The 25,892-nt window shown below is 58.0% G+C and carries 20 protein-coding genes, 1 tRNA gene and 1 pseudogene; 15 read left to right on the plus strand and 7 right to left on the minus strand.

The window, feature by feature from the left end; all coding sequences use genetic code 11:
* Together ACR0P8_RS02160 and ACR0P8_RS02165 are read left to right on the plus strand one after the other, a co-directional pair.
* Positions 1–1,932 (plus strand): annotated as a pseudogene (locus ACR0P8_RS02160) (glycosyltransferase family 2 protein); the annotation flags it as partial.
* Entirely contained in the window at positions 1,929–3,461 is a 1,533-nt protein-coding gene (locus ACR0P8_RS02165; RefSeq protein ID WP_432623232.1) for a DUF5719 family protein, read from the plus strand. The pseudogene ACR0P8_RS02160 and the gene ACR0P8_RS02165, both read left to right, overlap by 4 nt.
* A gap of 3 nt (positions 3,462–3,464) precedes the next feature.
* On the opposite strand, the gene ACR0P8_RS02170 is transcribed toward ACR0P8_RS02165, so the two are convergent.
* Positions 3,465–3,893 (minus strand): metallopeptidase family protein, encoded by a 429-nt coding sequence (locus tag ACR0P8_RS02170; protein WP_432623288.1) that lies wholly within the window; start codon positions 3,891–3,893, stop codon positions 3,465–3,467.
* 79 nt (positions 3,894–3,972) lie between these two features.
* Between ACR0P8_RS02170 and ACR0P8_RS02175 the strand changes: the two genes are divergently transcribed.
* Together ACR0P8_RS02175 and ACR0P8_RS02180 are read left to right on the plus strand one after the other, a co-directional pair.
* On the plus strand, positions 3,973–4,779 hold the full coding sequence (locus ACR0P8_RS02175) for an HAD-IIB family hydrolase (protein WP_432623234.1): 807 nt from the start codon (positions 3,973–3,975) through the stop codon (positions 4,777–4,779).
* Positions 4,780–4,790: 11 nt separating this feature from the next.
* Positions 4,791–5,525 carry a ComF family protein gene (locus tag ACR0P8_RS02180; protein ID WP_432623236.1) on the plus strand — a complete coding sequence of 245 codons (735 nt, stop codon included), beginning with the start codon at positions 4,791–4,793 and terminating at the stop codon, positions 5,523–5,525.
* Here the strand turns inward: ACR0P8_RS02180 and ACR0P8_RS02185 are convergent.
* From ACR0P8_RS02185 to glgB, 3 genes are read right to left on the minus strand one after another with little or no spacing between them, the layout of a single operon-like run.
* Positions 5,504–6,580, minus strand: a complete 1,077-nt coding sequence (locus tag ACR0P8_RS02185) for a sensor histidine kinase (protein WP_432623238.1) — start codon at positions 6,578–6,580, stop codon at positions 5,504–5,506. The genes ACR0P8_RS02180 and ACR0P8_RS02185 overlap by 22 nt on opposite strands.
* Before the next feature lie 19 nt (positions 6,581–6,599).
* Positions 6,600–7,331 (minus strand): response regulator transcription factor, encoded by a 732-nt coding sequence (locus tag ACR0P8_RS02190; protein ID WP_432623240.1) that lies wholly within the window; start codon positions 7,329–7,331, stop codon positions 6,600–6,602.
* A gap of 17 nt (positions 7,332–7,348) precedes the next feature.
* Positions 7,349–9,604 carry a 1,4-alpha-glucan branching protein GlgB gene (glgB, locus tag ACR0P8_RS02195; protein ID WP_432623242.1) on the minus strand — a complete coding sequence of 752 codons (2,256 nt, stop codon included), beginning with the start codon at positions 9,602–9,604 and terminating at the stop codon, positions 7,349–7,351.
* Between the two features lie 137 nt (positions 9,605–9,741).
* On the opposite strand from glgB, the gene ACR0P8_RS02200 reads away from it, so the two are divergent.
* Both ACR0P8_RS02200 and ispF read left to right on the plus strand, forming a co-directional pair.
* The gene (locus ACR0P8_RS02200) at positions 9,742–10,338 is read left to right on the plus strand and encodes a CarD family transcriptional regulator (RefSeq protein WP_432623244.1); all 597 of its coding nucleotides are present in this window, start codon (positions 9,742–9,744) and stop codon (positions 10,336–10,338) included.
* 7 nt (positions 10,339–10,345) lie between these two features.
* On the plus strand, positions 10,346–10,822 hold the full coding sequence (gene ispF / locus ACR0P8_RS02205; protein WP_432623246.1) for a 2-C-methyl-D-erythritol 2,4-cyclodiphosphate synthase: 477 nt from the start codon (positions 10,346–10,348) through the stop codon (positions 10,820–10,822).
* A 19-nt stretch (positions 10,823–10,841) separates the two neighbouring features.
* Here the strand turns inward: ispF and ACR0P8_RS02210 are convergent, their stop codons facing one another.
* The 3 genes from ACR0P8_RS02210 to ACR0P8_RS02220 all read right to left on the minus strand — a co-directional run bounded on the left by ACR0P8_RS02210 (position 10,842) and on the right by ACR0P8_RS02220 (position 13,806).
* Positions 10,842–11,675, minus strand: a complete 834-nt coding sequence (locus ACR0P8_RS02210) for a metal ABC transporter permease (RefSeq protein WP_432623248.1) — start codon at positions 11,673–11,675, stop codon at positions 10,842–10,844.
* 2 nt (positions 11,676–11,677) lie between these two features.
* Positions 11,678–12,541, minus strand: a complete 864-nt coding sequence (locus tag ACR0P8_RS02215; protein WP_432623250.1) for an ABC transporter ATP-binding protein — start codon at positions 12,539–12,541, stop codon at positions 11,678–11,680.
* A gap of 185 nt (positions 12,542–12,726) precedes the next feature.
* The gene (locus ACR0P8_RS02220; RefSeq protein ID WP_432623252.1) at positions 12,727–13,806 is read right to left on the minus strand and encodes a metal ABC transporter solute-binding protein, Zn/Mn family; all 1,080 of its coding nucleotides are present in this window, start codon (positions 13,804–13,806) and stop codon (positions 12,727–12,729) included.
* Positions 13,807–13,947: 141 nt separating this feature from the next.
* Between ACR0P8_RS02220 and ACR0P8_RS02225 the strand changes: the two genes are divergently transcribed.
* From ACR0P8_RS02225 to polA, 9 genes are all read left to right on the plus strand, one after another.
* Positions 13,948–14,823, plus strand: a complete 876-nt coding sequence (locus ACR0P8_RS02225) for a bifunctional methylenetetrahydrofolate dehydrogenase/methenyltetrahydrofolate cyclohydrolase (protein ID WP_432623254.1) — start codon at positions 13,948–13,950, stop codon at positions 14,821–14,823.
* Between the two features lie 154 nt (positions 14,824–14,977).
* Positions 14,978–16,450, plus strand: a complete 1,473-nt coding sequence (gene rpsA / locus ACR0P8_RS02230; protein ID WP_432623256.1) for a 30S ribosomal protein S1 — start codon at positions 14,978–14,980, stop codon at positions 16,448–16,450.
* Positions 16,451–16,571: 121 nt separating this feature from the next.
* Complete coding sequence (gene coaE, locus ACR0P8_RS02235) at positions 16,572–17,195, plus strand: dephospho-CoA kinase (protein WP_432623258.1); 624 nt, start codon at positions 16,572–16,574, stop codon at positions 17,193–17,195.
* A gap of 3 nt (positions 17,196–17,198) precedes the next feature.
* Positions 17,199–19,310: an excinuclease ABC subunit UvrB gene (gene uvrB, locus ACR0P8_RS02240; RefSeq protein ID WP_432623260.1), complete on the plus strand. Its 2,112-nt coding sequence runs from the start codon at positions 17,199–17,201 to the stop codon at positions 19,308–19,310.
* A gap of 37 nt (positions 19,311–19,347) precedes the next feature.
* Positions 19,348–20,331, plus strand: a complete 984-nt coding sequence (locus ACR0P8_RS02245; protein WP_432623262.1) for a TerC family protein — start codon at positions 19,348–19,350, stop codon at positions 20,329–20,331.
* A 174-nt stretch (positions 20,332–20,505) separates the two neighbouring features.
* Positions 20,506–21,948, plus strand: coding sequence for a pyruvate kinase (gene pyk / locus ACR0P8_RS02250; RefSeq protein ID WP_432623264.1), 1,443 nt, complete (start codon positions 20,506–20,508; stop codon positions 21,946–21,948).
* Positions 21,949–22,098: 150 nt separating this feature from the next.
* A tRNA-Leu gene (locus ACR0P8_RS02255) sits at positions 22,099–22,172 on the plus strand.
* A gap of 80 nt (positions 22,173–22,252) precedes the next feature.
* Complete coding sequence (locus ACR0P8_RS02260) at positions 22,253–23,017, plus strand: ANTAR domain-containing response regulator (RefSeq protein ID WP_432623266.1); 765 nt, start codon at positions 22,253–22,255, stop codon at positions 23,015–23,017.
* Positions 23,007–25,850, plus strand: a complete 2,844-nt coding sequence (polA, locus tag ACR0P8_RS02265) for a DNA polymerase I (RefSeq protein WP_432623268.1) — start codon at positions 23,007–23,009, stop codon at positions 25,848–25,850. The genes ACR0P8_RS02260 and polA overlap by 11 nt, the downstream gene beginning before the upstream one ends.
* The last annotated feature ends 42 nt before the right edge of the window (positions 25,851–25,892 follow it).

A 25,892-nucleotide genomic window follows, 5' to 3' on the forward strand; every position in this document is an offset into this window, starting at 1 on the left:
CAGCAGGGAACCGTTCTGCTCAGCCCTCTTGGCAAGGCGCATCTGCGTAAGCGCCTTCTACGTAGATGGGGGTTTGCGGTTGGCTCGGCTTTGGTTGCCGCCATCTGGACCGTGGCGATGTTCTGGAATGTCTTTCGTGCCGTATGTTCTGGCGCTTCGATGTATTCTCCGTCGTTGTTGCCTACCGATGCGGATTTTGCCCAGTTGGCTCGTACCGCGACTACATCGTGGGCGTATGCGTCCGGAACCGGCATCAGCGCCCCGAACGCCCCATGGCTACTGGTATTGATGGTGTTTTCAGTGCTTTCCTGCGGACATGTCGCCACGGCGGTTGGCTTGGTGTTCTTCCTTTCCGCGCCGATCATGGTGTTCTCGTTCTGGGCTTTGGCTGGTATCTTCACCCGCTCGGACGCAGTGCGTTGCGTGACCGCACTGTTGTGGTTCGCGATGGCGTTGTCCATGGGCCTCTATGCCGATGCCGACGTGGCGATGCTGACGGTCATGATGTTCCTTCCCGCCGCTTTCGCGTTCTCGTTCCGCGCGGTCGGTATGTATCGTACGGAGGATTTGGTAAGGCCTCGTGCATCGGTGCAGTCCGCGGCCCTTGCCGCTTTGTGCTTCATTCCGGTGGTCGCAGCCGAACCGCAGCTGTTGCTGCCTTTGATGCTGACCTTCCTGACGTTTCTGTTTTTTGTCCGGGCCCATAAGCCTACGTTGCTGTTGATTCCTCTTCCCGCCGCCTTCGTCTGCGCGCCGACGTTGGTCAATGTGGTCCGTTTCGCCAAAGACGGAACGTGGCGCCAGCTGTTCGGCAGTGTCATGCTTCCCTTCACCAGTCGAGACGGTGATCCGATTGTCGCAAACCTGTCCGATATGTTGTCCCGAGTGTTCGGCATCGGCGCCGGACATGGATGGTGGGAGTACGCGGTCGTGGCAGTTCTGGGATTGATCGCGGTACTTGCCGCGGTGTCGCTGGTGTTGCCTTTTGTGTTGCGCGCGTCGCGTATGATGTGGGTCGCCGTCGTCGCGGGAGTCGTAACATCCATTCTTTCCGCGGCCGTCGCGGTAGCCGTGGATGTGAATGGTCCGGTCGCGGGTTCCATGTTGCCTGGAGCCGCATATGCGATGCTGGGCCTGCTTGCCTGTATCTGCATGGTGGCGGGCGGCGCGGTACGACGATTTGTCATGCTGCGACAGCAGGGAAGAACCGGCGCCGTCGAGGTCGAGGGACATGGCTCGAAGCTGACGCCGGTCGCCGCGCGCGTGGGGCGTACCGTACTGGTCTGCTTGTTGACCGTTTCCGTTGTGGTTTGCGCAGGATTCGATTATGCCGAGCATGACCGTGGACAGGTGCGGGCCAGTGATTCCGGCCTGCCGATGGTATCGACCGATTTTCTCGAACAGGATGATGCGCGTCGTGTGCTTGCCTTGCGCGCCGACAGTGCGGGATCGGTCAGCTACAATGTCATGCGCACCGGCCGTGGTGATCTGATAGACAGCTCTCCGGCGCAACGTGTCGAGGTGCTTTCGGGCCGTTTGGACGGTAACAGCAGAACCATAGCGCAGGATTGCGCCCAGCTTTTGGCCAATGCGGATTCCGATGCCATCGCCGAATTGGCCAAGCTCGGATTCGGTGGAATTTATGTCGTCAAGCAGAATGGCGACAAGGCTCAACGGGAGGCATCGAGCCAGTTGAATTCGAATATCGGAGCCTCGGATGGAACGCAGAACGTCGTCAGCTCCGATGACGGGACCTATTACCGTCTGGTGGTTCAGAACCTATCCAAGCAGCATATCGACCGTAACGGATTCGACAAGGCTGCCGCGAGCCCATGGCGTCGCGCGTGGCTATGGTGCATGGGCTTTGTCCTTGCGGCATATTGCCTGGTTGCGCTTCCGCGAATCCGCCGTTATGGTCAGGAGGAAGCATGAGTAGACATTCCCGTCCCAATAGGCCCCTGCGCGTCGTTCTTGCCGTCGTCTCGGTGCTGGTCATCGTCGTTCTGATCGCGGTGTCCCTTGTCTATCGTCCGTCGTGGCTGCACGCCGATGCCCCTTCGGTGAATCGGTCCTCCGTGGGACGCACCGTCAGCCCAAGACAGTTGCAGACATATTGCCCGTCTCGTATGACCATCGCTGATACCGGTTCCTATGGTGACAGCGAATACCAGGCTTCGAACGGCGATATCGCATCTTCCGCGCGGTATTCCGCGTTCGGCTCCGTATTCCACTCCTCAGTCGCGTCGTTGGGCGCGGATTCGATGTCCTCCGCATTGACGCTCGACAAGAAAAGCGTGGATTCCTCCGATGACGTGTTCGTTGCTTCCGGCAATGTCGATGATGGCGCCCAACTGCAGGATACGCGTCTGCTGACGGCCTCTAACGGTACTGGTGCCGCTTCATCCGTGATGTCTTGGGCCACCGACGGCGATCTCAAAGGTGTATCGGCGGCTTCCTGCGTGGCTCCGGCGTTGAAGCAGACCTTTCTGGTAACGGGGACGAAGACAGGGATGACCCAGCAACTGGTTGTGGCCAACCCGTCCGCCAAAGCCACATCGGTTAACGTCAAGGTTTGGGGCGCCGACAAGAGCGGTTCATTGGCCCTTTCCACAGGCTCGATGCTGACGGTTGGCGCCGGTGAGGAATCGGTGTTGAATCTTGCCGCGGCCGCCTCCGGACAAGATGCGTTATACGTCACCGTTTCCGGTGTTGATACTCCTGTTGCCGCGATAGTGCGCACAGTCTCCATGGAGGGATTGATTTCGAAGGGATCGGATTACGTCGTTCCCAACAATGTCTCTTCCAAGGTCCTGGCCGTGGACGGTCTTGCTTACGGCGACAATATGACTCTGTACCTGTATGCCGCCCATAGAACCGATGTCACCGTATCGTGGGTGGATGCCGAGGGCTCGGAACCGGTCAACCAGCAGACCTTGGAAGCGGATCGGGCTTCCAGCATCGAACTGGGTAATGTTCCCAAGAACGTGACGGGCGTCATCATCAGTGCTTCCAAACCGGTTTCGGCCGCTGCGAGGATTGCTGATGACGGTACTGGCGGACAGTCCGATTTCGCTTTGGTCAACGCGTCGGTACCGGCGAAGATTTCCGCCATGGCTGTTCCGGACCGGTCCACCGCACAGGTCGGTCTGCTCAATATCTCGAATAAGGAGCGGATTGCGACGATGACCGCATATGATGCGGATGGCGATTTGGTGGACAAGCGTCAGATCACCTTGGGGCCGTCCGCTTCGATGTCAGTGGACGTGGATGATATCAACGATGGCGACGTCGCGGCCATCAGGCTCAAGGATTCTTCGGCGAGTATGGTTTGGAATCTGCGCATCGGGCAACGGGATGTCTCCGACGCGAAGCTCGCCGGGCTTGCCGTCATCGGCGCCATCGACCTGAAGGAAGCCAGGGAGCAGATTTGGGCCAATCAGGATATGACCGTCGTCCGTTGACGGTCATAGACCCCAGTCGGGGTCGATTTCCTCCGGACGGCGTCCATAGAGCTCCGCCAGGCGCGAGACCACTTCATCCCGGATTGCGAATTGCAGATCCATACGGCTTCGCGCATGCGATTGCAACGGCATACGATACAGCACGATGCGTGGAGGAATCCCATGCCCGGCTGGAAAAGACTGTGATCCGAGATGCGGAACGGCTTCCCAAGGTGCGGGATCCGATGGAGGGACGTCCTCCACTGCAAATTGGACAGGGCCGACGAGTTCCGGCCAGGCTTCGTTGAGCCTGCGTATCTGCGCCACCAGCATGTCGTCGAACATGCCGCTTCGGGTGCGGTATTGCGGCAATCTTGTACCGAACATGGGCGTGCGCATGCCGCGGCCATGACGATTGCGGTATGTCGGAGCTTCCCAAGGTATTTGATGCATGTTTCCTACCATATCAGGGTTTACGCGGAAAACATGCGATACCATGGTAGGCATTGGCTCAACGAAGGGAAGGACGATCATGTCGGATGTTTCCGTACCTCGCTGGGACGCCGTGGACATCGATGCGCTCTGCGAAGGGGTGGAGCTGATCGCCTTCGATCTGGACAATACATTGGCGCGTTCCAAAAAGCCGATGAAGGATGATATGGCCAAGGTTTTTTCCATTTTGACTTCGCTGATTGACGTCGCGGTGATAACCGGTGGAAAATACGCATTGCTGCAAAGCCAGGTCGTGGATAGGCTGACCGGTACGGCCAATCGTTCAAGACTCCATCTCATGCCTACCAGCGGAACCCGTTACTACCGGTGGAACGGTCGGCGATGGGCGTTAGTGTTCGCGCATGATCTGAGCGATGAGGAGCGTGCCAAAGCCAAGGAATCATTGGAACGCAATGCGCGCGAGCAGGGTATCTGGTACAGCCATGCCTGGGGCGAACGTATTGAGGACCGGGGCAGCCAGATCACATTCTCCGCTTTGGGGCAGCTCGCCCCGATTGAAACCAAGGAGGCATGGGATCCCACGGATGAGAAAAAGAGCAGATTGGCCCGTGCGGTCGCGGCCGAACTGCCGGAATTGGATGTCAGACCCGGGGGTGCCAGCAGCGTCGATATCTCTCAGCGCGGCTTCGACAAATCTTTCGCCGTCCACGAACTTTCCGGGATTCTCGGCATGGAAGTCGGACGGATCGTATTCATTGGCGATCGTATGGAACCGGGCGGCAATGATTATCCGGCTGCCTTGGCGGGCACTAGGGCGGTGAAGGTGACGGGGCCCGCAGATACCGTAAGGCTATGCGATGAGATCATCGCCGGTCTGTCTCGGTGAGGAGAATGGATATGGGACCGGTGGCGCGTGCATCCTCGTATATGGCGAATGTGCTGTTTCCTCGTGGTTGCGCGGGATGTGATAGGCCGGATGAGATATTGTGCTCCGAATGCCGTGTATTGTTCGATTGTGGTCTTTCCCAGACGCTCGAGACGGCCACGATGGGACGCTGGTTCGCATGCGGGTGGTATCGCGGCGCGGCCAGGCAAGCGATTCTTTCGTGGAAGGACCATGGGGATGAGGAATGCGAACGTCCGTTTTCCGTGGCGCTTTGCTCGCTAGCGGAGCGGGTGGGATTGCCGGATCATCTGGGTGGTGCGTCCCGTGATCGGGTGTTGATTGTGCCCGCTCCATCATCACTTGCGTCCATGCGGCAACGTGGTCGACGCCATATGATGCCTTTGGCGACAGGACTCGCATCGTATCTGCGGGAGCGTACCGGAATGCGTGTGCGGGCATGTGAGGCTTTGGAGAATAAGGGAACTGCTGGAAGATCCGTTGAGACCGGTGGAACGGCGCAACGCTCACAACGTTTGAAAGGTCGCATCGTGGTCCGGGAAAAGTTTCTCCTTAAGGACAAGGCGGTGATTCTGGTGGATGACATCGTCACTTCCGGCACTACCATGCGCCGCTGCATCGACGCCTTGTCCTTAGGGGGAGCCGAAGTGGTCACGGCGCTTTCGCTGGCTCACACGCCTGCGGGCAGGCCAGCGAAAGCCGGACGTCACTTCTCGTCGGAAATATGATATTTCGGCAGTGTTATCTCAAAGTCCGCGCCACGTGGATCATCCACGACACGTACCGTTCCACCGTGCAATTGCGCCGCCCAACGGGCGATTGACAGCCCTAGGCCGGTGCCTCCCGACTCGGTGCCTGGACCGGTTTTGCCTTTGACGAATCGGCGGAAGATATCTGAACGAGCCTCCTGTGGAATCTGGGAGCCGAAATTGACGACATTCGTCACAATCGTGGAATGTTCCTTGTCATCATGGGCCTCGATGAGTACCGCGGTGTTGTCCGCGGAATGCTTGAGCGCGTTGGCGATGATATTGGTGAACAATTGGCGCAGCCTATCCTGATCGCCTTCCATCTCGATATCGTCGGGAACATGGATCTTGATGTCGTGGGCATGGCCGGCATCGGCGATTTCCAGCGGTTCCACGGTTTCGTCGATGAAATCCGCGAAATTGAATCTATCTATTTGCAGACTTGCCGCACCTGCCTCCATACGTGACAGGTCGAGCAGGAAGGCTATGAGGTCGGAAAGACGATGCGTCTGGTTGAGAATGCTTTCCAGATTCGACGGAGTCGGCTCAACCACGCCATCTGCCATGTTCTCCACCATGGCCTGTAGCGCCGAAACCGGCGTACGCAGCTCATGGCTCACATTGGCCACCATATCTCGACGCATCTGATCCGCGTGCTGAAGCTCCTCGGCCATCTCATTGAAGGACATGGCCAACTGGCCCACTTCATCACGATTGTTCTCATCAACATGCACGCGCACGGTGTAGTCGCCATCCGCCATGGCTTCGGCGGCGTCCCTCATCTCACGCAGGGGAGAGGTCAGCCCTCTGGAGAAGAAGTATGTGATGCCCAATGCTACGGCAAGAGTAATCGGCATGGCAATCCAGATGCTCAGTTCCACTTTGAGTAGGAACCAAGCCATGATGAAGGCGATGAGGGTGGAGATGGTGATCAGCACGCACAATTCGACCTTGAGTGATGAAAACGAACCAATGGGGCGTTTGGTGTCCAAAACATTGACCGAACGCCCCGGTTTCGAATCGGTAGTATGCATACCACCAAATACTAGCGCATCACTTTTGCGGCTCCGGCGGTTCGAACGCGTACCCGACGCCGTGCACGGTCCGGATGGTCTTCGAACCCAGCTTATGCCGTAGCGCTTTGACGTGCGAGTCCACGGTGCGGGTACCGGAGGCATCCACCCAATCCCACACCTCTTCGAGCAGTTTTTCACGGGTGAGCACGGACTTCGGCTTACGAGCCAGCGTGGCAAGAAGGTCGAATTCCGTCGGAGTCAGATGAACCTGCTTGCCATCGACGGTGACGATGCGTTGGGCCGGGTCGATGACCAATGAGCCGAAATTGAGCAGCTTCTCGTTTTCGGAATTCTTGGCGATGATCTTGGCACGGTCCACACGCCGTAGCAAGGCCTTGCACCGCGCGATGAGCTCGCGCATGGAGAACGGCTTGGTCATATAGTCATCGGCTCCGGCTCCAAGACCGATGACCTTGTCGGCTTCATCATCTCGCGCCGTCAGAATCAGCACAGGCACAGGGCGTTCCGCCACGATGCGCTTGGTGGCCTCGAGACCGTCCATCACGGGCAACATGATGTCCATGATGACCAGATCCGGACGAAGCGTGGACGCCGCCTGCACCGCACTTGCGCCGTCGGAGGCCACGCGTGCGGTCCAGCCTTCCGCCGTGATGCGCTGTGCGATGGCCGTGGCCAGCGTCGGTTCGTCTTCGACCACCAGAACGGTATGCGGCTCCGTCGTTGTGGACTGTGCTGATGAGTTGAGCATGAAGTATTCCGCCTTTCTCAGTGTTCTGGCTTCAAGAATACTGCGCCCAATGCCGGAACGGTGATTTTCGCGGACCAGTCACGGGAATGGTATTCCCCTTCGACAGCCTCGAAAGTGCCGTTATGGATGTCGGATCCACCGTACTTCTTATCATCGGTGGTCAGCACTTCGGTCCATCGGCCGCCCTTGGTGAGCGGAACCTGATAGTCCTCCCATGCCTCGCCGGAGAAGTTCACGACGACAACCATCTGCTCCCCATCCTTGCCGATACGTACGAAGCTGAGCGTGTTGTGGTCGGCATCGTCGCTGGTGAGCCATTGGAAGCCCGCGGGATCGAAATCCTGGCTCCATAGCGCTGGAGACGCCTTGTACAGCGCGTTCAGGTCGGCGACGAGCTTCTGCACGCCACGATGGTCGGGCCAGTTGAGCGCGTCCCAATCGACCGAGCCGTCATGGTCCCATTCGCCGTACTGCGCCACTTCGTTGCCCATGAAGGAGAGCTTCTTGCCGGGATGGGCCCATTGGTAGGCGAACAGCGCGCGCACGCCGGCGTAACGCTGCCAGTCGTCGCCTGGCATCTTGCCGAAAAGCGATCCCTTTCCGTACACGACCTCGTCATGACTGATTGGCAGCACGTAATGCTCGGAATAGGCGTACACCATGGAGAAGGTGATCTCGTTGTGGTGCCACTTGCGGTTGATTGGTTCCTCATGCAGGTATTCCAAGGTGTCGTGCATCCAACCCATGTTCCACTTGAGTCCGAAGCCGAGACCGCCTGCGTCGGTCGGCGCGGTGACACCGGGATACGCGGTGGATTCCTCGGCGATCATCATGATGCCCGGGTTGTTCTTGTACGCGGTTGCCGTGGCCTCCTTGAGGAAGTCGATGGCCTCGAGGTTCTCGCGTCCGCCATAGATGTTCGGATGCCACTGGCCGGGTTTGCGGCTGTAATCGAGGTAGAGCATGGAGGATACCGCATCCACGCGCAGCGCATCGATATGGTATTCGTCCAGCCAGAAGCAGGCGTTGGCGACCAGGAAGTTGCGCACTTCGCGGCGCCCGAAGTTGAACACATAGGTGCCCCAGTCCGGGTGCTCGCCGCGGGTCGGATCGGGATCCTCATACAGCGGGGTTCCATCGAATCTGCCGAGGGCGAACGCGTCTTTCGGGAAATGCGCGGGGACCCAGTCCATGATCACGCCGATGCCGGCGTCATGCATTTTCTCGACCAGATACTTGAAATCGTCGGGACCGCCAAGTCTCGAATCGATTGCATAGTAGCCGGTCACCTGATATCCCCACGAGCCGGAGAAGGGGTGTTCGGCCAGCGGCATGAATTCCACATGGGTGAAGCCTTCCTTCTGGATGTAGGGGACCAGCTTGTCGGCGAGTTCGCGATAGTTGCTCACGTCCTTGCGCCAGCTGGAGGCATGCACCTCGTAGATGCTGACCGGCCCGTTATGCGGGTCGGTGGCGGCACGTTTGTCCATCCAGGTCTTATCGTGCCATGCATGGGTGGATTCCACGACGATGGAACCAGTGTGCGGTGGAATCTCGTGCGAGCGTTCCATCGGGTCGGCTTTCATGACCCATTCGTTGTTGGCGTTGAGGATTTCGTATTTGTAAATGGTTCCAGCCTCGACGCCGGGTACGAACAGCTCCCAGATTCCGGAGGAACCGAGTTCCCGCATGGCATGGGTGCGGCCGTTCCATCCGTTGAAGTCGCCAACCACACGGACCGCATGGGCGTTCGGGGCCCATACCGTGAATGCGGTGCCGACCAGTTGCTTTCCCTCGCTCCCATCGTTGGAGCCAAGTGGATCGTCATAGCGCAGTACACGAGCGCCCAATGCCTCCCAGAGTCGCTCATGCCGGCCTTCTCCGAACAAATACATGTCCAGATCGCCGATGGTGGGCAGATACCTGTACGGGTCATCGGACACCACGACGGACCCATCCTCGTATTCCGTCTTGACGCGGTAATCGGGAACGCCGAAGCCGTCATCGGTGACGATGGCCGGGACGAGCGCCATGAAAACGCCATTGAATTCATGTACCGCCTGGGTCTGTCCCTTTTCGGTGATGATTGTTACGGATTTCGCCAATGGGCGTAGCACTCGGATTGTGACGACATCCTCGTGCCCATCCGCGCCGAGATGTCCGCCGAGCACCTCGTGCGGATTGTAAAACGTACCGTTGCTCACTGCATCCAGGTCGCCCTGCGCAACAGGAACGGCAACGCTATCTTCTTTGATCTTGGATTCTGTAGCCATGGAAAAAGTGTAAGCATGAAATGCTTGAAAAATGGCTCGTGTCGCGGCCTTTTTTTGAAATTTAGGCTATTTTTGGGCAAGTCCAGACCTGATGGCACAATAATTCGGGTTTTGTGTAAGCATTTCACGGAGGATTCATGGGTTATAAGGTCGGCGACATGGTCGTCTATCCACGTCATGGCGCTGCGAAGGTGGAGGCCATTACCGAGCGGACAGTCAAGGGCGTGACCCGTCAGTATCTGCAACTGTCGGTGCTTTCATCCGATGGGCTGGTCATCAATGTGCCGGTGGACAATGCCAAGAAGGTCGGTGTCCGAGATATCGTCGGCGCCAAGGAGGTGGCGAAGGTCTTCGAGATCCTGCGCACTCCCATCATCGAGAAGGAAATGAACTGGTCACGTCGGTACAAGCTGAACGTGGAGAAGATCGCCACGGGCGACGTCAATAAAATCGCCGAGGTGGTGCGTGACCTTTCCCAGCGCGATGTCGACGAGCATGGACTGTCCGCGGGTGAGAAGCGTATGCTGACCAAGGCCCGCAGCATCCTAACCTCGGAGATCGCGTTGTCCGAGCATCTCGATGAGTCCGAGGCCCAGCGTCTGCTCGATGTGAATCTCGGATATGAGCCGGCGCGGCCGGGCGATGAGCAGCACCACACCGAGGCTCCGAAGGAAGCGGCCATGGACACTCTGGCGCGTGTCGAGGCCGAAAACAAGAAGTCTAAAAAGAAGTAGGACGTTCATGCGTATCGGTCAGGGATTTGATGCCCATCGATTCGCATCCCATGACGCAGGCAAGCCTCTTTGGCTTGCCTGTTTGCTTTGGGACGGCGATGGCATCGAAGGTGATTCGGACGGCGACGTTGTGGCTCATGCGCTGATTGACGCGTTGCTCTCAGCGGCTTCATTGGGCGACATCGGCATGCTGTTCGGCGTGGGGGCCGATTCGGCCGGTGCGGGCGCACATGGGGACGAAATGCTCCGAAAGACAGTCGATTATCTGCATGATCATGGCATGCGGCCGGTAAGCGCCAGTGTGGTCGTCATAGCGAACCGCCCGAAAATCGGTAAACGTCGTGAGGAGGCCCGTCAGGCGTTGAGTCAGGCGGTCGGCTGCGATGTCTCCCTGACCGCCACCACCACGGATGGCATGGGATTCACCGGCGTTGGTGAGGGCATCGCAGCCATCGCCAACGCGCTTGTGGAACCAATTGTCTAGTTTCCCATCCCCCTCTTTATCAGTGGCGTATCGTTTCGACCACTTTGGCGATAATCCAGAAAATCGTGGAAAGCGTCACGATGATAAAGCTCGGAGGAGCGGGGAACATGGCGGAAAACACCAATCCGCCCCAGATTGAGATCAAGCAGATCACCGTGGCGACGACCATCGCGGAGAATGGCGAACGCGTGATGATATTGGCCGTTGCGGCGGGGGTGACCACCAGCGCGAAGATCAACAACGTGCCGACAGCGGGAACGGCGATGGTGATCACACCTGCCATAATCGCCATGAAGCATATGTTCATAAGACCGACAGGAACGCCTTTCGCCTGCGCCACCTGCTCATCAAGCGAACTGAACAGCAACGGGCGGTAGATGACGGCCAATGCCGCCAGCAGCAACACGTCGAATACCGCGAATCCGATGATCTGCCCATTCGTGATCGTCAGAATGGATCCAAACAGTATCGACTGCATCTGTTGGGATGCGGAGCTGGACAACCGTGCGAAGAACAGACCCATGCCTGTGGCGAAGGCCAGAACAGTGCCCGTGGCGATTTCGCGCTGTGAGGCCTTCTTCCCCAGCGCGCCGATCACCAAGGCTCCACCGAGGGCGAACGCGCCGAGGCCGACGCTGACCGGCAGACCTAGCAAGACCGCGCCCGTGGCACCCGGCAATCCGATGTGCGCCAATGCGTGCGCGGCGAATGTGGAATGACGGGCGATGGTGAAGTATCCCATGATTCCGGCTGCGAATGCGATGCATAATCCGGCGAGAAATGCGTTCGTCATGAATGGCGCGGTCAGTGTGCTCGCCCAGTCAGGGTCGAAGGAGAAAGCGGTTCCGTCCATAATCATGCCTCTTGTGTTTTGTGGTTGTGGTGATGGAATTGGGCTACTTCCTCCGGCGCATGGGCGTCGACGGTCATGTCGTCCGGCTCGTCGTCGCTTGGAGTCACGAACATGTCGCCTTGCGGGGTGGTAACCACTTGCACGGTGGTGCCATACAGATGGGTGAGTAGTTTCGAATCCAGCACTTCGTTCATGCCTGCGTAGTGGGGATGCCCGTCGAGCAGATACACGGCTCCGGTGAGAATTGGCAGCAGCATGTTCAGATCGTGGGCCACGACCTGGATCGTCATACCGAGTTCATGGTTGAGTTTGGCGAGCACGTGCACGGTTGCGCGCTGGCTGGCCAGATCAAGATTGGCGAGCGGCTCGTCCAGCATAAGCAGTTGCGGATCGGACACCAGCGCCTGCGCGATGGCGACGCGCTGGCGCAGACCTCCCGAGAGCTCGGACAGGCGGTATGCCGCCTTGTCCCGCATACCGACGAATGTCAATGCGTCGCGGACTTTGTCCTTTTGCCTGCGGGTGGTGAGGTGGATGCCGAATCTGGCTCCCGTCAATCCAAGCATCACCGACTGCTCGGCGGTGATGTTCGATTCGATGTCGGAGGCGTAGCTTTGCGGCACATATCCGATGCGATGGTTCATGGTGCCGGCTGGCTGGCCGAGCACCGTGATGCTGCCCTGCGCGATGGGGACCAGACCGAGTTCGGCCTTCATCATGGTGGTTTTGCCGGCTCCATTGGTGCCAACGATGGCGGTCACCGAGCCCTGTGGGATTCGGAAGGTTCCATGTTGCCAGATAGTGTTCCCGCCGCGTGTCACGCCCGCGTCGTTGAATTCGATACAGGCGGTTGCTTCGTCATGCATGGTCCGCTCCTTGGTCGTTTGCTGACGTAATTGTTCCAAATGGTGTTGACAATCATTCTCAATAAGAAGATGTTTCATACGCGGCCAGGATTTGCATGCTTGAACCACGGGGAAAAGAAACCGCCGACGAAGTGCGTTTCGTCGGCGGTCTTGTGGAATTATCGGTGACGGATGCTCCTATCGATTCATTTTCCCGGATCCGTCTGCCCTGTGTTGTCCGGAGCGGCTTCGTCGGTCGTGGAGCTGGATTCCGATTCCGATTCCGAGCCGGAACCGGAATCGGAAGATTGTGTGTCGGAACCGGCTTCGTCGGTGGCGTCCGTGGCCCCGTTTTTGTCCTTGGCTATTTCCTCGTCCAGTGCCGTGATGAGACGGGTGGTCCATTCGATCAGGTCTTTGCAATCATCCGGCATCTGTTCCGTGATATCGATGACCGGCAGGTCGGATTTGTGTGCGGTCCCGGTGATGATGTTCGTGGCATCGCTGGTCTCCTGTGTGTTGTTGACCAGGAAATCGACGTCACGAGCTTCCAGCAGTTTTTGGAATTCCTGCAGATTCTCCGAAGAGGGTTGTGAGCCATCCGCGGTGGACTGGGAATATCCTGCGGGTGTTTTATCGGTGAGACCGATGTCGCTGAAAAGATAGTACGCGACCGGCTCCGTGGAGGCGTAGGAGATGTCCTTGAACGATTCGGAGGATTTCTCCATGTCCTTTTCGAGTTTCGACTCTCGTTTGCTCCATGCCTTGAGACGGGCCGCAAAATATTTCCGCTGTTTCGGCATGATGCGGCTATAGGTATCGGCCAGTTCCTTCGCCATGGCATTGCGCGCGTCGCTGGAGAACCATAGATGGGGGTTGTCGCCCTCGACCGCGCCGACCATCTGCGCCGCGGATACCGAAACGACGTTCCTTCGCAGGCTCTTCGTGGCCCATGAATCGTATCCGGCCCCGTTGGACACAATAACCTGGGCCTTGTCCAAGGCGTCCACGTCCTTGGTCTTGGGTTCAAAGCCGTGGGCATCTTCGGCGGTGGAGGAAAGGATGGACGTTACCATGACGTGTGATCCTCCAATCTGCTCCGCCACGGAACCCCACTGATTGATCGAGGACACCACTTCAATCGGGGCGGTTTGCTCGGTCGTTGTTTCGGCTGACGGCTGGTTCGGCTCCGGTTCGCTCTTGGAGCATGATGCGGTGCCGAGTACCATGCATAGGGCGATTCCCGCGGCAAAGATGCGAAGGGGCGGACGCTGGTGCGAATGCATGTCGGTTGTGCCTTCTTCCTATGACGTCTCGGTCGTGTCCATCTCATAAACACATGTGCGACTTATGCTTGAAACCAAGATAGTCTACGATACTTGCAAATGCCAATACGACGAGCACGGAAACGAGAGGTGTGACCCATCATGGCAGTGAGAATCGATGGCAAGGCAGTGTCCGCGAGGATCAAGAAGGATCTCGCCGCGAGGGTCGAGACGTTGAAGGCTCAGGGGATTGAACCGGGTCTGGGCACCATTCTGGTCGGCTCCGATCCGGGGTCAGTGAAGTATGTTGCCGGCAAACACGCCGATTGCGCCGAGATCGGCGTGAATTCAATCAAACGAGAGCTGTCTGGAGACGCGACGTTCGAACAGATTGCCGAAACCGTGCGCGAACTCAACGAGGATCCCGCCTGCACAGGCTATATCGTGCAGCTCCCGCTTCCGAAAGGCATCGACGAGAATGCGATTATCGATTTGATTGATCCGAGTAAGGATGCGGATGGCATGCATCCATACAATCTCGGAGAACTGGTCCTGCATGCGAAAGGGGATATAACCACACCTTTGCCGTGCACGCCCCGCGGCGTGATCGAGCTGCTCGGTTCCTACGACATCGATTTGGACGGCAAGGAAGTGTGCGTGCTGGGGCGTGGCATTACCATCGGGCGCACCATCGGGCTGCTGCTCACCCGCAAATCCGTTAACGCCACAGTCACGCTGTGTCATACGGGGACGAAGGACGTGCGCGATCACATGCGACGCGCCGATGTGATCGTCGCGGCCATGGGGTCCGCTGGTTTCGTCAAGCCGGACGACATTAAGGAGGGTGCGGTCCTCGTCGATGTCGGGGTGTCCCGTGTGCTCGACGAGGAGACCGGACGGTATCGGGTCAAAGGGGATATTGACAAAGCTTGTTACGAGAAGGCTTCGGCGTACACGCCGAATCCCGGGGGAGTGGGTCCGATGACCCGTGCGATGCTGCTGCAGAACGTCGTGGAGATGGCCGAGCGCCGGGCTTGATTCTTCGTGACTTGGTTTTCGGGCGTGTCGTCCTGTCGACGCGCCCGATTTTTGTGCATGGTCTGCGGTATGCTTGCGCAATGTGCGCATATTCGCCGCACGCATAACTGAAGAACGATTTTATCCACCAACTATTTTGTAAGAAACCACATTAATGGCAGAGAACAATAACGAAGTCGCCAAGGTCGCCATCAACGACATCGGCACCGAAGAGGACTTCATCAAGGCAGTCGATTCCACCATCAAGAACTTCGATGATGGTGATCTGGTCGAAGGTACCGTCGTCAAGGTCGATCACGACGAGGTCCTGCTCGACATCGGCTACAAGACCGAGGGCGTCATCCCCTCCCGCGAGCTTTCCATCAAGAAGGACGTCGATCCTGACGAAGTCGTCGAGGTCGGCGACACCATCGAAGCCCTTGTCGTCACCAAGGAAGACAAGGAAGGCCGTCTGATTCTGTCCAAGAAGCGTGCCCAGTATGAGCGCGCCTGGGGCGACATCGAGAAGATCAAGGAAGCCGACGGCGTCGTCGAAGGCACCGTCATCGAAGCCGTCAAGGGTGGCCTCATCGTCGACATCGGTCTGCGTGGCTTCCTGCCGGCATCCTTGGTTGAGATGCGCCGCGTCCGCGACCTGTCCCCGTACATTGGCCAGAAGATCAAGGCCAAGATCCTCGAGCTCGACAAGAACCGCAACAATGTGGTCCTCTCCCGTCGCCAGTATCTCGAGGAGACCCAGTCCGAAGTGCGCGAGACCTTCCTGTCCCAGCTCAAGAAGGGCCAGATTCGTGAGGGTGTCGTGTCCTCCATCGTCAACTTCGGCGCATTCGTCGATCTTGGTGGTGTTGACGGCCTGATCCACGTTTCCGAGCTTTCCTGGAAGCACATCGACCACCCGTCCGAGGTCGTCAAGGTCGGCGACAAGGTCACCGTCGAGGTGCTCGACGTGGATCTCGACCGCGAACGCATCTCCCTGTCCCTCAAGGCCACCCAGGAAGATCCGTGGCAGCGCTTCGCACGCACCCACGTTCCTGGCCAGATCGTCAAGGGCAAGGTCACCAAGATTGTGCAGTTCGGTGTCTTCATCTCTGTCGAGGATGGCATCGAAGGCCTCGTGCACATCTCCGAGCTGGCCAACCGTCACGTGGAGAACCCGGAGACCGTCGTCAAGCCGGGCGAGGAAGTGTTCGTCAAGGTGATCGACGTCGATCTCGACCGTCGCCGCATCTCCCTGTCCCTCAAGCAGGCCAACGATTCTGTTGATCCGGCTTCCGAGGACTTCGATCCGGCTCTGTACGGCATGCCGGCAGAGTACGACGAGCAGGGCAACTACAAGTATCCGGAAGGCTTCGACCCGGCAACCAACGAGTGGATCGCTGGTCACGAGAAGCAGCGTGAGGAGTGGGAAGCCCAGTACGCCGCTGCCCACGATCTGTGGGAGCAGCACAAGGAGTTCGTCGCCAAGGAGCTGGAGAACGCCGAGGCTTCCGCAGCTGAGGACGGCCAGGCTCCGAAGGAAGAGAAGGCCGAAGAGGTGTCCAACTACTCCTCCGAGAGCACTTCCAACGGCACCCTCGCCGATTCCGACCAGCTCGCCGCTCTGCGCGACCAGCTGCTCGGCAAGTGAGTCCCGTCGAATCGGTTATAATCCGTTTCGTGTGAATTCCTGATCGAGAGCCCCATGCCATCAGGCATGGGGCTTTTTGTATGCCGTATGCGTTGAACATATCGGACATACAATGACGATTATGATGATTCGAATTGGCCTGACCGGAGGCATCGCCGCCGGCAAAAGCACTGTCGCCGCCCATCTGCGTGAACTGGGCGCCGTGCTCATCGATTACGATGCGTTGGCGCGCAAGGTGGTGGAGCCGGGAAGCGCCGGATTACGGCGAATCGTAGACCGCTTCGGACCTGGCGCATTGGATAAGCAGGGTGCGCTCAATCGTCGGTGGGTCGCCCAGCACGTGTTTTCCGGCCCGAATGCCGAATCCGAGAGACGGGCTCTTGACGAAATCGAGCATCCCTTGATCTACGAACTCGCTGCCGAGGCCGAGACGCGTGCCCTCGCGATTGACCCCAACGCAATCGTGGTGCATGATATCCCCTTGCTGGCGGAAGTGATGGACGATCTGCCTTTCCGCTTCGATCACATAATCACCGTCGAGGCTCCTGATGACGTGCGAGTAAAACGTATGACACGTACCCGGGGCATGAGTGAGCGTCAGGCGTTGGATCGGATCGCCCACCAGCCGTCCCGTGAAAAACGTAAGGAGATTGCGGATGCGGTGGTCGATTCATCACAATCCATGGAACGTATGTTCGAGTATGTTGATACGCTGATGCGGCAATGGCGTTTGAGGACGAGGTAGATTATGGGATTCAACATTGAGCGTGTGAACAAGCCGTTTGTGGTCAAATCGCCATACAAACCATCCGGCGACCAGCCCAAGGCGATTGAGGAGCTGGCCACCCGCATCGAGAACGGCGAGAAAGACGTGGTGCTCATGGGCGCCACAGGTACCGGTAAAACAGCCACCACCGCATGGCTGATCGAACGTCTGCAACGCCCGACGCTCATCATCGAGCCAAACAAGACGCTCGCCGCCCAGTTATGCGCCGAATTCCGCGAACTCATGCCCGACAACGCGGTGAGCTACTTCGTCTCCTACTACGACTACTACCAGCCGGAAGCCTACATACCGCAGACCGACACCTACATCGAGAAGGATTCCAACATCAATGATGATGTGGAGCGTCTGCGTCATGCGGCCACGGCGAACCTCCTGACCCGGCGCGATTGCGTGGTGGTGGCGACGGTCTCCTGCATTTACGGCTTGGGCACGCCGGAGGAGTATGCCGGTCGTATGCTGCTGCTCAAGGAAGGTCAGCAGATTGACCGCGACGAATTGCTGCGCAAGTTCGTGGCTATGCAGTACAAACGCAATGACATCGCCTTCACTCGAGGCACGTTTCGAGTTCGGGGAGACACGGTTGAAATCATTCCTGTCTACGAGGAACTGGCGATCCGCATCGAATTCTTCGGTGACGAAATCGACCGTATTTCCACGTTGCACCCGTTGACCGGCGATGTTATCGGTCATGAGGAACAGGTGCACATCTTCCCGGCATCGCATTATGTGGCTGGACCGGAACGTATGGAGCATGCCCTGAAGACCATCCAGCAGGAATTGGACGAGCGCACCGCCGAATTGCGCAAACAGGGCAAGGAGCTTGAGGCGCAACGCCTCACCATGCGCACCACGTATGACTTGGAAATGCTTTCCCAAGTCGGCGTGTGCTCCGGCGTGGAAAACTATTCAAGGCATTTCGACGGCCGCGCCCCGGGTACCCCTCCGCATACACTGCTCGATTTCTTTCCCGACGATTTCCTGCTTGTCATCGATGAATCGCATGTCACCGTGCCGCAGATTGGAGCAATGTACGAAGGCGACGCGAGCCGCAAACGTACATTGGTCGAACATGGGTTTCGTCTGCCGTCGGCCATGGATAACCGTCCGCTTAAATGGCCGGAGTTCCAGGAACGTGTCGGTCAGACGGTCTATCTGTCGGCGACGCCGGGGGATTACGAGCTCGGTCTGAGCAATGGCGTGGTCGAACAGATCATTCGTCCGACGGGTCTTGTCGATCCGCAGATCGATGTGCGTCCCGTGGAAGGACAGGTCGATGATCTGCTTGCCGAGATCAAGGACCGGGTGGCAAGGAACGAACGCGCGCTGGTCACCACGCTTACCAAGAAGATGGCGGAGGATCTGACCGACTATCTGCTGGAACGGGGCATCAAGGTCGAGTATCTGCATTCCGACGTGGACACGTTGCGCCGCGTTGAACTGCTGCGTGAGCTTCGCGAAGGCAAGATCGACGTCATCGTCGGCATCAATCTGCTGCGCGAGGGGCTCGATTTGCCGGAAGTGTCGTTGGTGGCGATTCTCGACGCGGACAAGGAGGGTTTCCTGCGTTCGTATCGCTCCCTCATCCAGACCATCGGCCGTGCCGCGCGAAACGTGTCCGGAACCGTCATCATGTATGCGGATGACATTACCGACGCCATGCATAAGGCCATCGATGAGACCAATCGACGTCGTGATATCCAGATCGCCTACAACAAGAAGCACGGTATCGATCCGAAACCTCTTGTCAAAAAGATCTCCGACGTCAACGACATGCTTGCCAAAGAGGATGTCGACACCCAGACATTGCTCGGCACCGGATACCGCAATGCGGATAAAGCCGGTAACTCGCATCTTGGCATCCCATCCACCAGCAAGGAGGAAAAGGACAAACGGCACGAGGAAATCCTCAAGGCCGGTCTTCCGGCGCAGGACTTGGCCGATTTGATCAGGCAGCTGTCCGAGCAGATGCACACGGCTGCCGAACAACTGCAATTTGAACTCGCCGCGCGTCTGCGCGACGAAATTCGCGACCTGAAGAAGGAGCTCCGGCAGATGACCGAGGCGAACAGGTGATTCGTCCGGTCATACGGCATTCGTACCATGGTGAATCATGGCTGAAACACCACTTGCTTTTGAAATCGCCACGTTCGCGGTGCTTGCCGTCTTCTTCGTGGTCGACCTGTTCGTAATCGGGCGTAAACCACATGTGCCATCCACCGGGGAATGCGTGCGGCATATCGCGTTCTTCGTGGTCATGGCGTTGATCTTCGGTGGTCTCATGTGGTTCTTCGCAGGATCGAAGCCGGCCATCGAGTTCTACTCGGGTTGGTTGACCGAATACTCATTGAGCATTGACAATCTGTTCGTGTTCGTGATTATCATGTCGAATTTCGCCGTTCCCAAGGAACTGCAGAAGTTTGTGCTCTCGGTCGGCATCACTGTTGCGTTGGTGCTTAGAGGTCTCTTCATTCTGGTGGGTGCGGCCATCATCTCGCGTTTCACATGGGTGTTCTTCCTGTTTGGCGCGTTCCTCATCGTCACGGCCGTCAAGCTCGTCGCCGGAGGGGACGAGGACGAGGAGTACCATGAGAACGCGTTGATTCATGCGTTGCGTAAGGTCATCAGGATCACGGATGAATACGATGGCGAAAAGCTGCGCACCGTGAAGGACGGCGTCAAGCACTGGACTCCTATGCTCATCGTCTTCCTGACCATCGGAACGACCGACGTGATGTTCGCATTCGACTCGATTCCCGCGATTTTCGGACTCACCAAGGATCCTTTTATCGTATTCACCTCCAATGTGTTCGCGTTGCTCGGTCTGCAGCAGCTGTACTTCCTGCTGGGCGAGCTGCTTGACAAACTCGTCTATTTGCCATTGGGCCTGTCCGTGGTGTTGGGCTTCATTGGCGTTAAGCTCATCATGGAGGCCCTGCATGGCAATTCGTTGCCATTCCTCAACGGTGGACAGCCGATTTCTTGGGTGCCGGAGGTGCCGACGTGGCTGTCCCTCATCGTGATCGTCCTTGCGATTGGAGGCGCGGCTTTGGCCAGCGTCCTCAAGATGCGTGCCGTGGAGAAAAACGAAAAATGACGATTCGGCAGACACTGGGGAAATAGAGGTCGACATTTCCCCCAAAAATAATGTTAGCGCTCACAACACACCTCGTTCCGAGGTGGCAGTGGGCGCTTTTTGTTAGTAAACTATGCGATTGGAAACAGGGTCGTCAGATCCCAAATCAATATCAACAAGAATAGGCAGGCATTCATGCGTAAAGCCAAGATCGTAGATACCATCGGTCCAGCCACCGAGTCCCTGGAGGGCATCACCAGCCTTGTTGAGGCGGGTATGGACGTCGCTCGTCTGAACCGCTCCCACGGCACCCCGGAAGACCATCTCAAGGTCTATAACAATCTTCGCGCCGCCGCCAAGGCCACCGGTCGCAATGTTGCCGCCTTGGTTGACCTGCAGGGCCCGAAGATTCGTTGCGGTTGGTTCAAGAAGAACGCCGACGGCGAGGACAAGGTCCAGCTGACCGAAGGCCAGGAATTCGTCATCACCACTGATGACATCGAAGGCGACGAGCACATCACCTCCACCACCTTCAAGGGGCTGCCGGGCGACTGCCATGTGGGCGATCCGATCCTCATCGATGACGGCAAGGTCCGTCTGGAGGTTACCAAGGTCGAGGGCAACAACGTGCATACCAAGGTTGTTGTGGCCGGCCCCGTGTCCAGCCACAAGGGCATCAACCTTCCGGGCGTTGCCGTGTCCCTGCCGGCGCTGACCGAGAAGGACGAGGCGGATCTGCGTTGGGCCATCCGCACCGGCGCCGACATCATCGCCATGTCCTTCGTGCGTTTCGCTACCGACATCGACCGCGCCCACGAGATCATGGACGAGGAAGGTCGTCGTATCCCGGTCGTCGCCAAGATCGAGAAGCCGCAGGCACTCGAGAACCTTGAGGAGATCGTCAAGGCTTTCGATGGCATCATGGTCGCCCGTGGCGATATGGCCGTGGAGTGCCCGCTGGAAGAGGTGCCGCTGGCCACCAAGCGCTGCATCGAGCTGGCCCGCCAGTATGCCAAGCCGGTCATCGTGGCCACCGAGGTCCTGGGCTCCATGGTGAGCTCCCCGGTTCCGACCCGTGCAGAGGCCTCCGACTGCGCCAACGCCGTTCTGGACGGCGCCGACGCCACTATGACCTCCAACGAGACCGCTGTCGGCAAGTACCCGGCAGTCACCGTGAACACCATGAGCCGTATCTCCACGTTCGCCACCGAGCATGGTTTCGACCGTATCCCGGAGCTGAAGAACCTGGATATGTCCTCCACCGGTGCCGTGTCCTCCGCCGCCGTCGATCTGGCTGAGAAGCTCAACGCCAAGGCCATCGTCGCCTACACCCAGACCGGTTCCACCGTGCATCGCGTGTCCCGCGAACGTCCGGCCACTCCGATTTACGGCATCACCAACAATGAGCACACCTACCACTGGCTGGCTCTGTCTTGGGGTACCGAATCCTTCCTGGTCGACGAGGATTACCATGACAAGTCCCGCAAGGACCTCATGGTCTTCACCGACAAGGTCCTGAAGGACGCCGGCAAGGTCGTCGACGGCGACAAGATCGTCGTGCTGAGCTCCGCCCAGGGCGAGCATCAGCCGGGCCGCACCGACTCCATCTACGTCCACACCGTTGGTGCCTGCGACTGAGATTGAAAAGCCGCGTTAGACGGCTGCCCAACGGGTCTTCCGCCGAATTTTCGACGGGAGGCCCGTTTTGTTTTCGCGACATGCCGATGACAACGCCGTGGATTTGCCATAGACCACGTTGCTGTGCTATCCTGCCATAGTTGCGTGCAAGCCCTCGTATCCCAATTGGTAGAGGAAGCAGCCTCAAAATCTGCGCAGTGTGGGTTCGAGTCCCACCGAGGGCACGTAAGAAATCAATATCAATCCAGGCCCAGGTTGGGACACGTTAGGCCGGCTGTGGGCGTGACAGTGGAAAGAGACCGACATGGCTGCAGAGAAGACCACGGAACCGGATGAAGTGCTCACCGATGAGGAGCTCCAGGCTGCCGCGGAACCCGGACAGGAATCCACTGAAGGCAAGGCATCCGGCAAGCGCACCGTCGTCGTTGCCGAAGATGAATCCGTGAATCGCATGGATTTGGTGGCCATGTTGGAAGACAATGGCTATGAGGTTGTAGGCGAGGCCGCCAATGGTGAGGAAGCCGTCGAGCTGACCCGCAAGTTCCGTCCGAGCGTGGTGTGCATGGATGTCAAGATGCCTCGCATGGATGGCATCGAGGCCGCGGGCATTATCTGCGATGAGAATATCGCTCCTGTCGTCATGTTGACTGCGTTCTCCCAGTCTGATCTTGTCAAGAAGGCTACCGGTGCCGGTGCCATGGCCTATGTCACCAAGCCTTATGAGGAGTCTAAGCTGTTGCCGGCTCTGGAAGTGGCCATGGGTCGATTTGCTGAGATCAACGATCTGCTGGATAATGTCGAACGCAGCGAATCCAAGTTGCAGGAGACCGAGGAACAACTCAAGAAAGCGGAAGAACAGCTCAAGAAGGCCGAGGAGACGCTTGAGGAGCGCAAGCTCGTCGACCGGGCCAAGGGCCTGTTGATGGACAAGGCGGACTTCTCTGAGCAGGGAGCCTTCCGCTGGATTCAGAAGACCTCCATGGACCAGCGCATCCCGAAGAAGCGTCTGGCCATGGCCATCATCGCCAAGTACGGCGAACAGAAGTCGGAAGCAGAGGATGAGCGCTAACACACCAACTGTGGAAGGCACTTCACGCGGAACGCTATTGGTCGTCGACGGCCACTCCTTGGCGTTCCGCGCTTTTTTTGCCTTGCCCGTAGAAAATTTCAGCACGTCGGAAGGCCAGGCAACCAATGCGGTCTGGGGATTCGCAACCATGCTTTCGCAGGTGATCGATGCCGAGCATCCCGACCATCTTGCGGTCGCCTTTGATGTGAAAGGCGGCACGTTCCGCAATCAGATGCTGCCGCAATACAAGGGAACGCGTGATGCGGCACCCGAGGAGCTGCTTTCCCAGCTTCCATTGATTCAGCGTATGCTGAAGGCCCTTGGCGTCACGTTCATCGAGAAACCCGGATTCGAAGGCGATGATGTGATTGGCACACTCGCCAGCATGGGCGATCAGGCCGGTTATCGAACATTGGTCCTGTCGGGCGATCGTGATGCGTTCCAGCTCATCAACGACAACATCACCGTGTTGTATCCGGGACACCACTTCAAGAACCTGAAGCATATGACCCCCGAAGCGGTGGAGGAGAAGTATCATGTCACGCCGGCCCAATATCCGGATTTGGCCGCGTTGCGGGGCGAGACGGCTGACAACATCCCCGGTGTACCGGGAGTAGGGGACGGGTTCGCCGCCAAATGGATCAACCAATACGGCGGTCTTGATCAGATCATCGAGCATGTCGACGAAATCGGCGGGAAAAAGGGCGAAGCCCTGAGACAGAATATCGAACAGGTCAAGCTGAACCGTTCCGTGAACGCGCTGGTCCGTGACCTCGATCTTGGCGTGACGGTGTCGGACCTGACTTTCGGACAGGTCGACACTGATCAACTTGACGCTTTGTTCACCAAGCTTGAATTCGGTATCAGGACCAAGAACCGTGTGATGAGGACGTTCAATGCCGGCAAGCCATCCGAGGTTGTGAGGGAGACCAGCAAACTCGAACTGCCGCATATCACAATCGTTGACAGCCCGAACGAGCTTGAATCCTGGATTCATGCGTATCTTCCCGAACCGCAGGAACACTTGCATAATCGGGATGAACGGGTCGGCTTGAGGTCGTCGCTCGGTTTCGAGATCAATGCGGAAGACCGTTGTTCGGACATGATGGCGAAATCGTGGATCCTTCATGCGGAAGGCGTGTCAAAACCTGGGAACGCATCGCTCTCGACGGTGATGATCGCCTCGCATGGCGAGGCTGCCCGGATCGACGTGTTCGATGAGGACATGCTGCGGTGCCTGCAACAAATTCTTGACCGCTACCACCAATCCATGGTGGTGCATGGTTACAAAGAGCAGTCGCATCTGCTTGGCAGCGTTGGCATGGAACTTCCCGAACCACTGTTCGACACCAAACTCGCAGGATATCTTGCCCATCCCGATTTCCATGCCGACACCTTGGAACAGGCGGCCGCGCACTTCCTGGATCTGCATGTTGAGGCGCAGGATGAAGGTGTGACGCAGGGAACATTGGATTTTGACGAGCCGGAAGGTTCCGATTCCAAGGACGATGAGAAGTTGTCAGCCCATGTCGCAATCGTGAGACTTCTGGCCGATTATCTCTCCGGGGTGCTGGATGAGCGGAAGCAGTTCGGTCTGCTGGAATCCATAGAGATTCCGGTTTCACACGTCCTGCACGGTATGGAGCGGTTGGGCGCGCAGGTGGACATGACGCGTCTGGAGCAGATGCGTGAACAGCTTGCCACGGATGCCAATCAGGCGCAGGAAACTGCTTGGAGGTTCGCAGGCGAGCGCGTGAACCTCCAAAGTCCCAAGCAACTGCGGAAGATTCTGTTCGAGGACATGGGTCTGAAACCGACGAAGAAAACCAAGTCCGGTTCGTACACCACCAATGCCGCGGCGTTGCAGACGTTGCGGGACCGGTCGTATGACAACGATCGCGCGTGCCAGTTCCTCGACGCGCTGCTCATGCACCGGGAAAAGAACAAGCTCAAGCAGATCGTGCAGACGTTGATAGACGCCACGAACAAGCGTGATGGGCGCATCCACACCACGTTCGAGCAAACCGTGGCCGCTACTGGGCGATTGAGCTCCGTCGATCCGAATCTGCAGAACATTCCGAACAGGGACCCCGCAGGACGTGAGATTCGTTCCGCGTTCGTGCCGGGAGAGGGATTCGAGTCACTGCTTAGCTGCGATTATTCACAGGTCGAGCTGCGCATTATGGCGGACCTTTCCGGAGATGAGGCTTTGATAGAGGCTTTCCGTTCCGGCAAGGATTTCCACAAATATGTGGCAAGTCTGGTCTACGGCATTCCCGTAGAGGACATCACTTCCGACCAGCGGAGCCATGTCAAGGCGATGAGCTACGGACTTGCCTATGGCCTGAGCACGTATGGGCTTGCACAGCAGCTCAAAATCAAGCCCAAGGAAGCCGAATCGTTGAAGAATCAATATTTCGCGACCTTCGGCAAGGTCCATGAATATCTTGAATCGCTGGTCTCGTCCGCGTGTGAGAACGGATATACCGAAACCATCTTCGGCAGACGCAGATATTTCCCAGGCCTCAAATCGCCGAACCGTGCCGTACGCGACGCGGCCGAACGTGCCGCGTTGAATGCGCCAATCCAAGGATCGGCGGCCGACATCATGAAAATCGCCATGATCCGCGCGTACGGCGCGTTGCGGGAAGAAAAACTCAATAGTCGCATCATTCTGCAGATTCATGACGAACTTGTGGTGGAAGTCGCTCCGGGCGAGGCTGAGAAGGTCACCGCTTTGGTGAAGGACGCCATGGAACATGCCGTCACCATGGCGGTCCCGTTGGACGTGTCCACGGGTATCGGATCCGATTGGCAACTGGCCGCCCACTGACCCGTCCGCATGTGATGAGACCGGGGTTGGTACGTGAATTAG

The sequence above is a fragment of the Bifidobacterium sp. genome, assembly GCF_050874245.1.
In the GTDB taxonomy this organism is placed as follows: Bacteria; Actinomycetota; Actinomycetes; order Actinomycetales; family Bifidobacteriaceae; genus Bifidobacterium.

What these genes read in the sequence shown, in the direction of transcription:
- ACR0P8_RS02165 (WP_432623232.1), top strand. Translation starts at nt 1,929, where the DNA reads ATGAGTAGACATTCCCGTCCCAATAGGCCCCTGCGCGTCGTTCTTGCC.
- ACR0P8_RS02170 (WP_432623288.1), bottom strand. Translation starts at nt 3,893, where the DNA reads ATGCATCAAATACCTTGGGAAGCTCCGACATACCGCAATCGTCATGGC.
- ACR0P8_RS02175 (WP_432623234.1), top strand. Translation starts at nt 3,973, where the DNA reads ATGTCGGATGTTTCCGTACCTCGCTGGGACGCCGTGGACATCGATGCG.
- ACR0P8_RS02180 (WP_432623236.1), top strand. Translation starts at nt 4,791, where the DNA reads ATGGGACCGGTGGCGCGTGCATCCTCGTATATGGCGAATGTGCTGTTT.
- ACR0P8_RS02185 (WP_432623238.1), bottom strand. Translation starts at nt 6,580, where the DNA reads ATGCATACTACCGATTCGAAACCGGGGCGTTCGGTCAATGTTTTGGAC.
- ACR0P8_RS02190 (WP_432623240.1), bottom strand. Translation starts at nt 7,331, where the DNA reads ATGCTCAACTCATCAGCACAGTCCACAACGACGGAGCCGCATACCGTT.
- glgB (WP_432623242.1), bottom strand. Translation starts at nt 9,604, where the DNA reads ATGGCTACAGAATCCAAGATCAAAGAAGATAGCGTTGCCGTTCCTGTT.
- ACR0P8_RS02200 (WP_432623244.1), top strand. Translation starts at nt 9,742, where the DNA reads ATGGGTTATAAGGTCGGCGACATGGTCGTCTATCCACGTCATGGCGCT.
- ispF (WP_432623246.1), top strand. Translation starts at nt 10,346, where the DNA reads ATGCGTATCGGTCAGGGATTTGATGCCCATCGATTCGCATCCCATGAC.
- ACR0P8_RS02210 (WP_432623248.1), bottom strand. Translation starts at nt 11,675, where the DNA reads ATGGACGGAACCGCTTTCTCCTTCGACCCTGACTGGGCGAGCACACTG.
- ACR0P8_RS02215 (WP_432623250.1), bottom strand. Translation starts at nt 12,541, where the DNA reads ATGCATGACGAAGCAACCGCCTGTATCGAATTCAACGACGCGGGCGTG.
- ACR0P8_RS02220 (WP_432623252.1), bottom strand. Translation starts at nt 13,806, where the DNA reads ATGCATTCGCACCAGCGTCCGCCCCTTCGCATCTTTGCCGCGGGAATC.
- ACR0P8_RS02225 (WP_432623254.1), top strand. Translation starts at nt 13,948, where the DNA reads ATGGCAGTGAGAATCGATGGCAAGGCAGTGTCCGCGAGGATCAAGAAG.
- rpsA (WP_432623256.1), top strand. Translation starts at nt 14,978, where the DNA reads ATGGCAGAGAACAATAACGAAGTCGCCAAGGTCGCCATCAACGACATC.
- coaE (WP_432623258.1), top strand. Translation starts at nt 16,572, where the DNA reads ATGATGATTCGAATTGGCCTGACCGGAGGCATCGCCGCCGGCAAAAGC.
- uvrB (WP_432623260.1), top strand. Translation starts at nt 17,199, where the DNA reads ATGGGATTCAACATTGAGCGTGTGAACAAGCCGTTTGTGGTCAAATCG.
- ACR0P8_RS02245 (WP_432623262.1), top strand. Translation starts at nt 19,348, where the DNA reads ATGGCTGAAACACCACTTGCTTTTGAAATCGCCACGTTCGCGGTGCTT.
- pyk (WP_432623264.1), top strand. Translation starts at nt 20,506, where the DNA reads ATGCGTAAAGCCAAGATCGTAGATACCATCGGTCCAGCCACCGAGTCC.
- ACR0P8_RS02260 (WP_432623266.1), top strand. Translation starts at nt 22,253, where the DNA reads ATGGCTGCAGAGAAGACCACGGAACCGGATGAAGTGCTCACCGATGAG.
- polA (WP_432623268.1), top strand. Translation starts at nt 23,007, where the DNA reads ATGAGCGCTAACACACCAACTGTGGAAGGCACTTCACGCGGAACGCTA.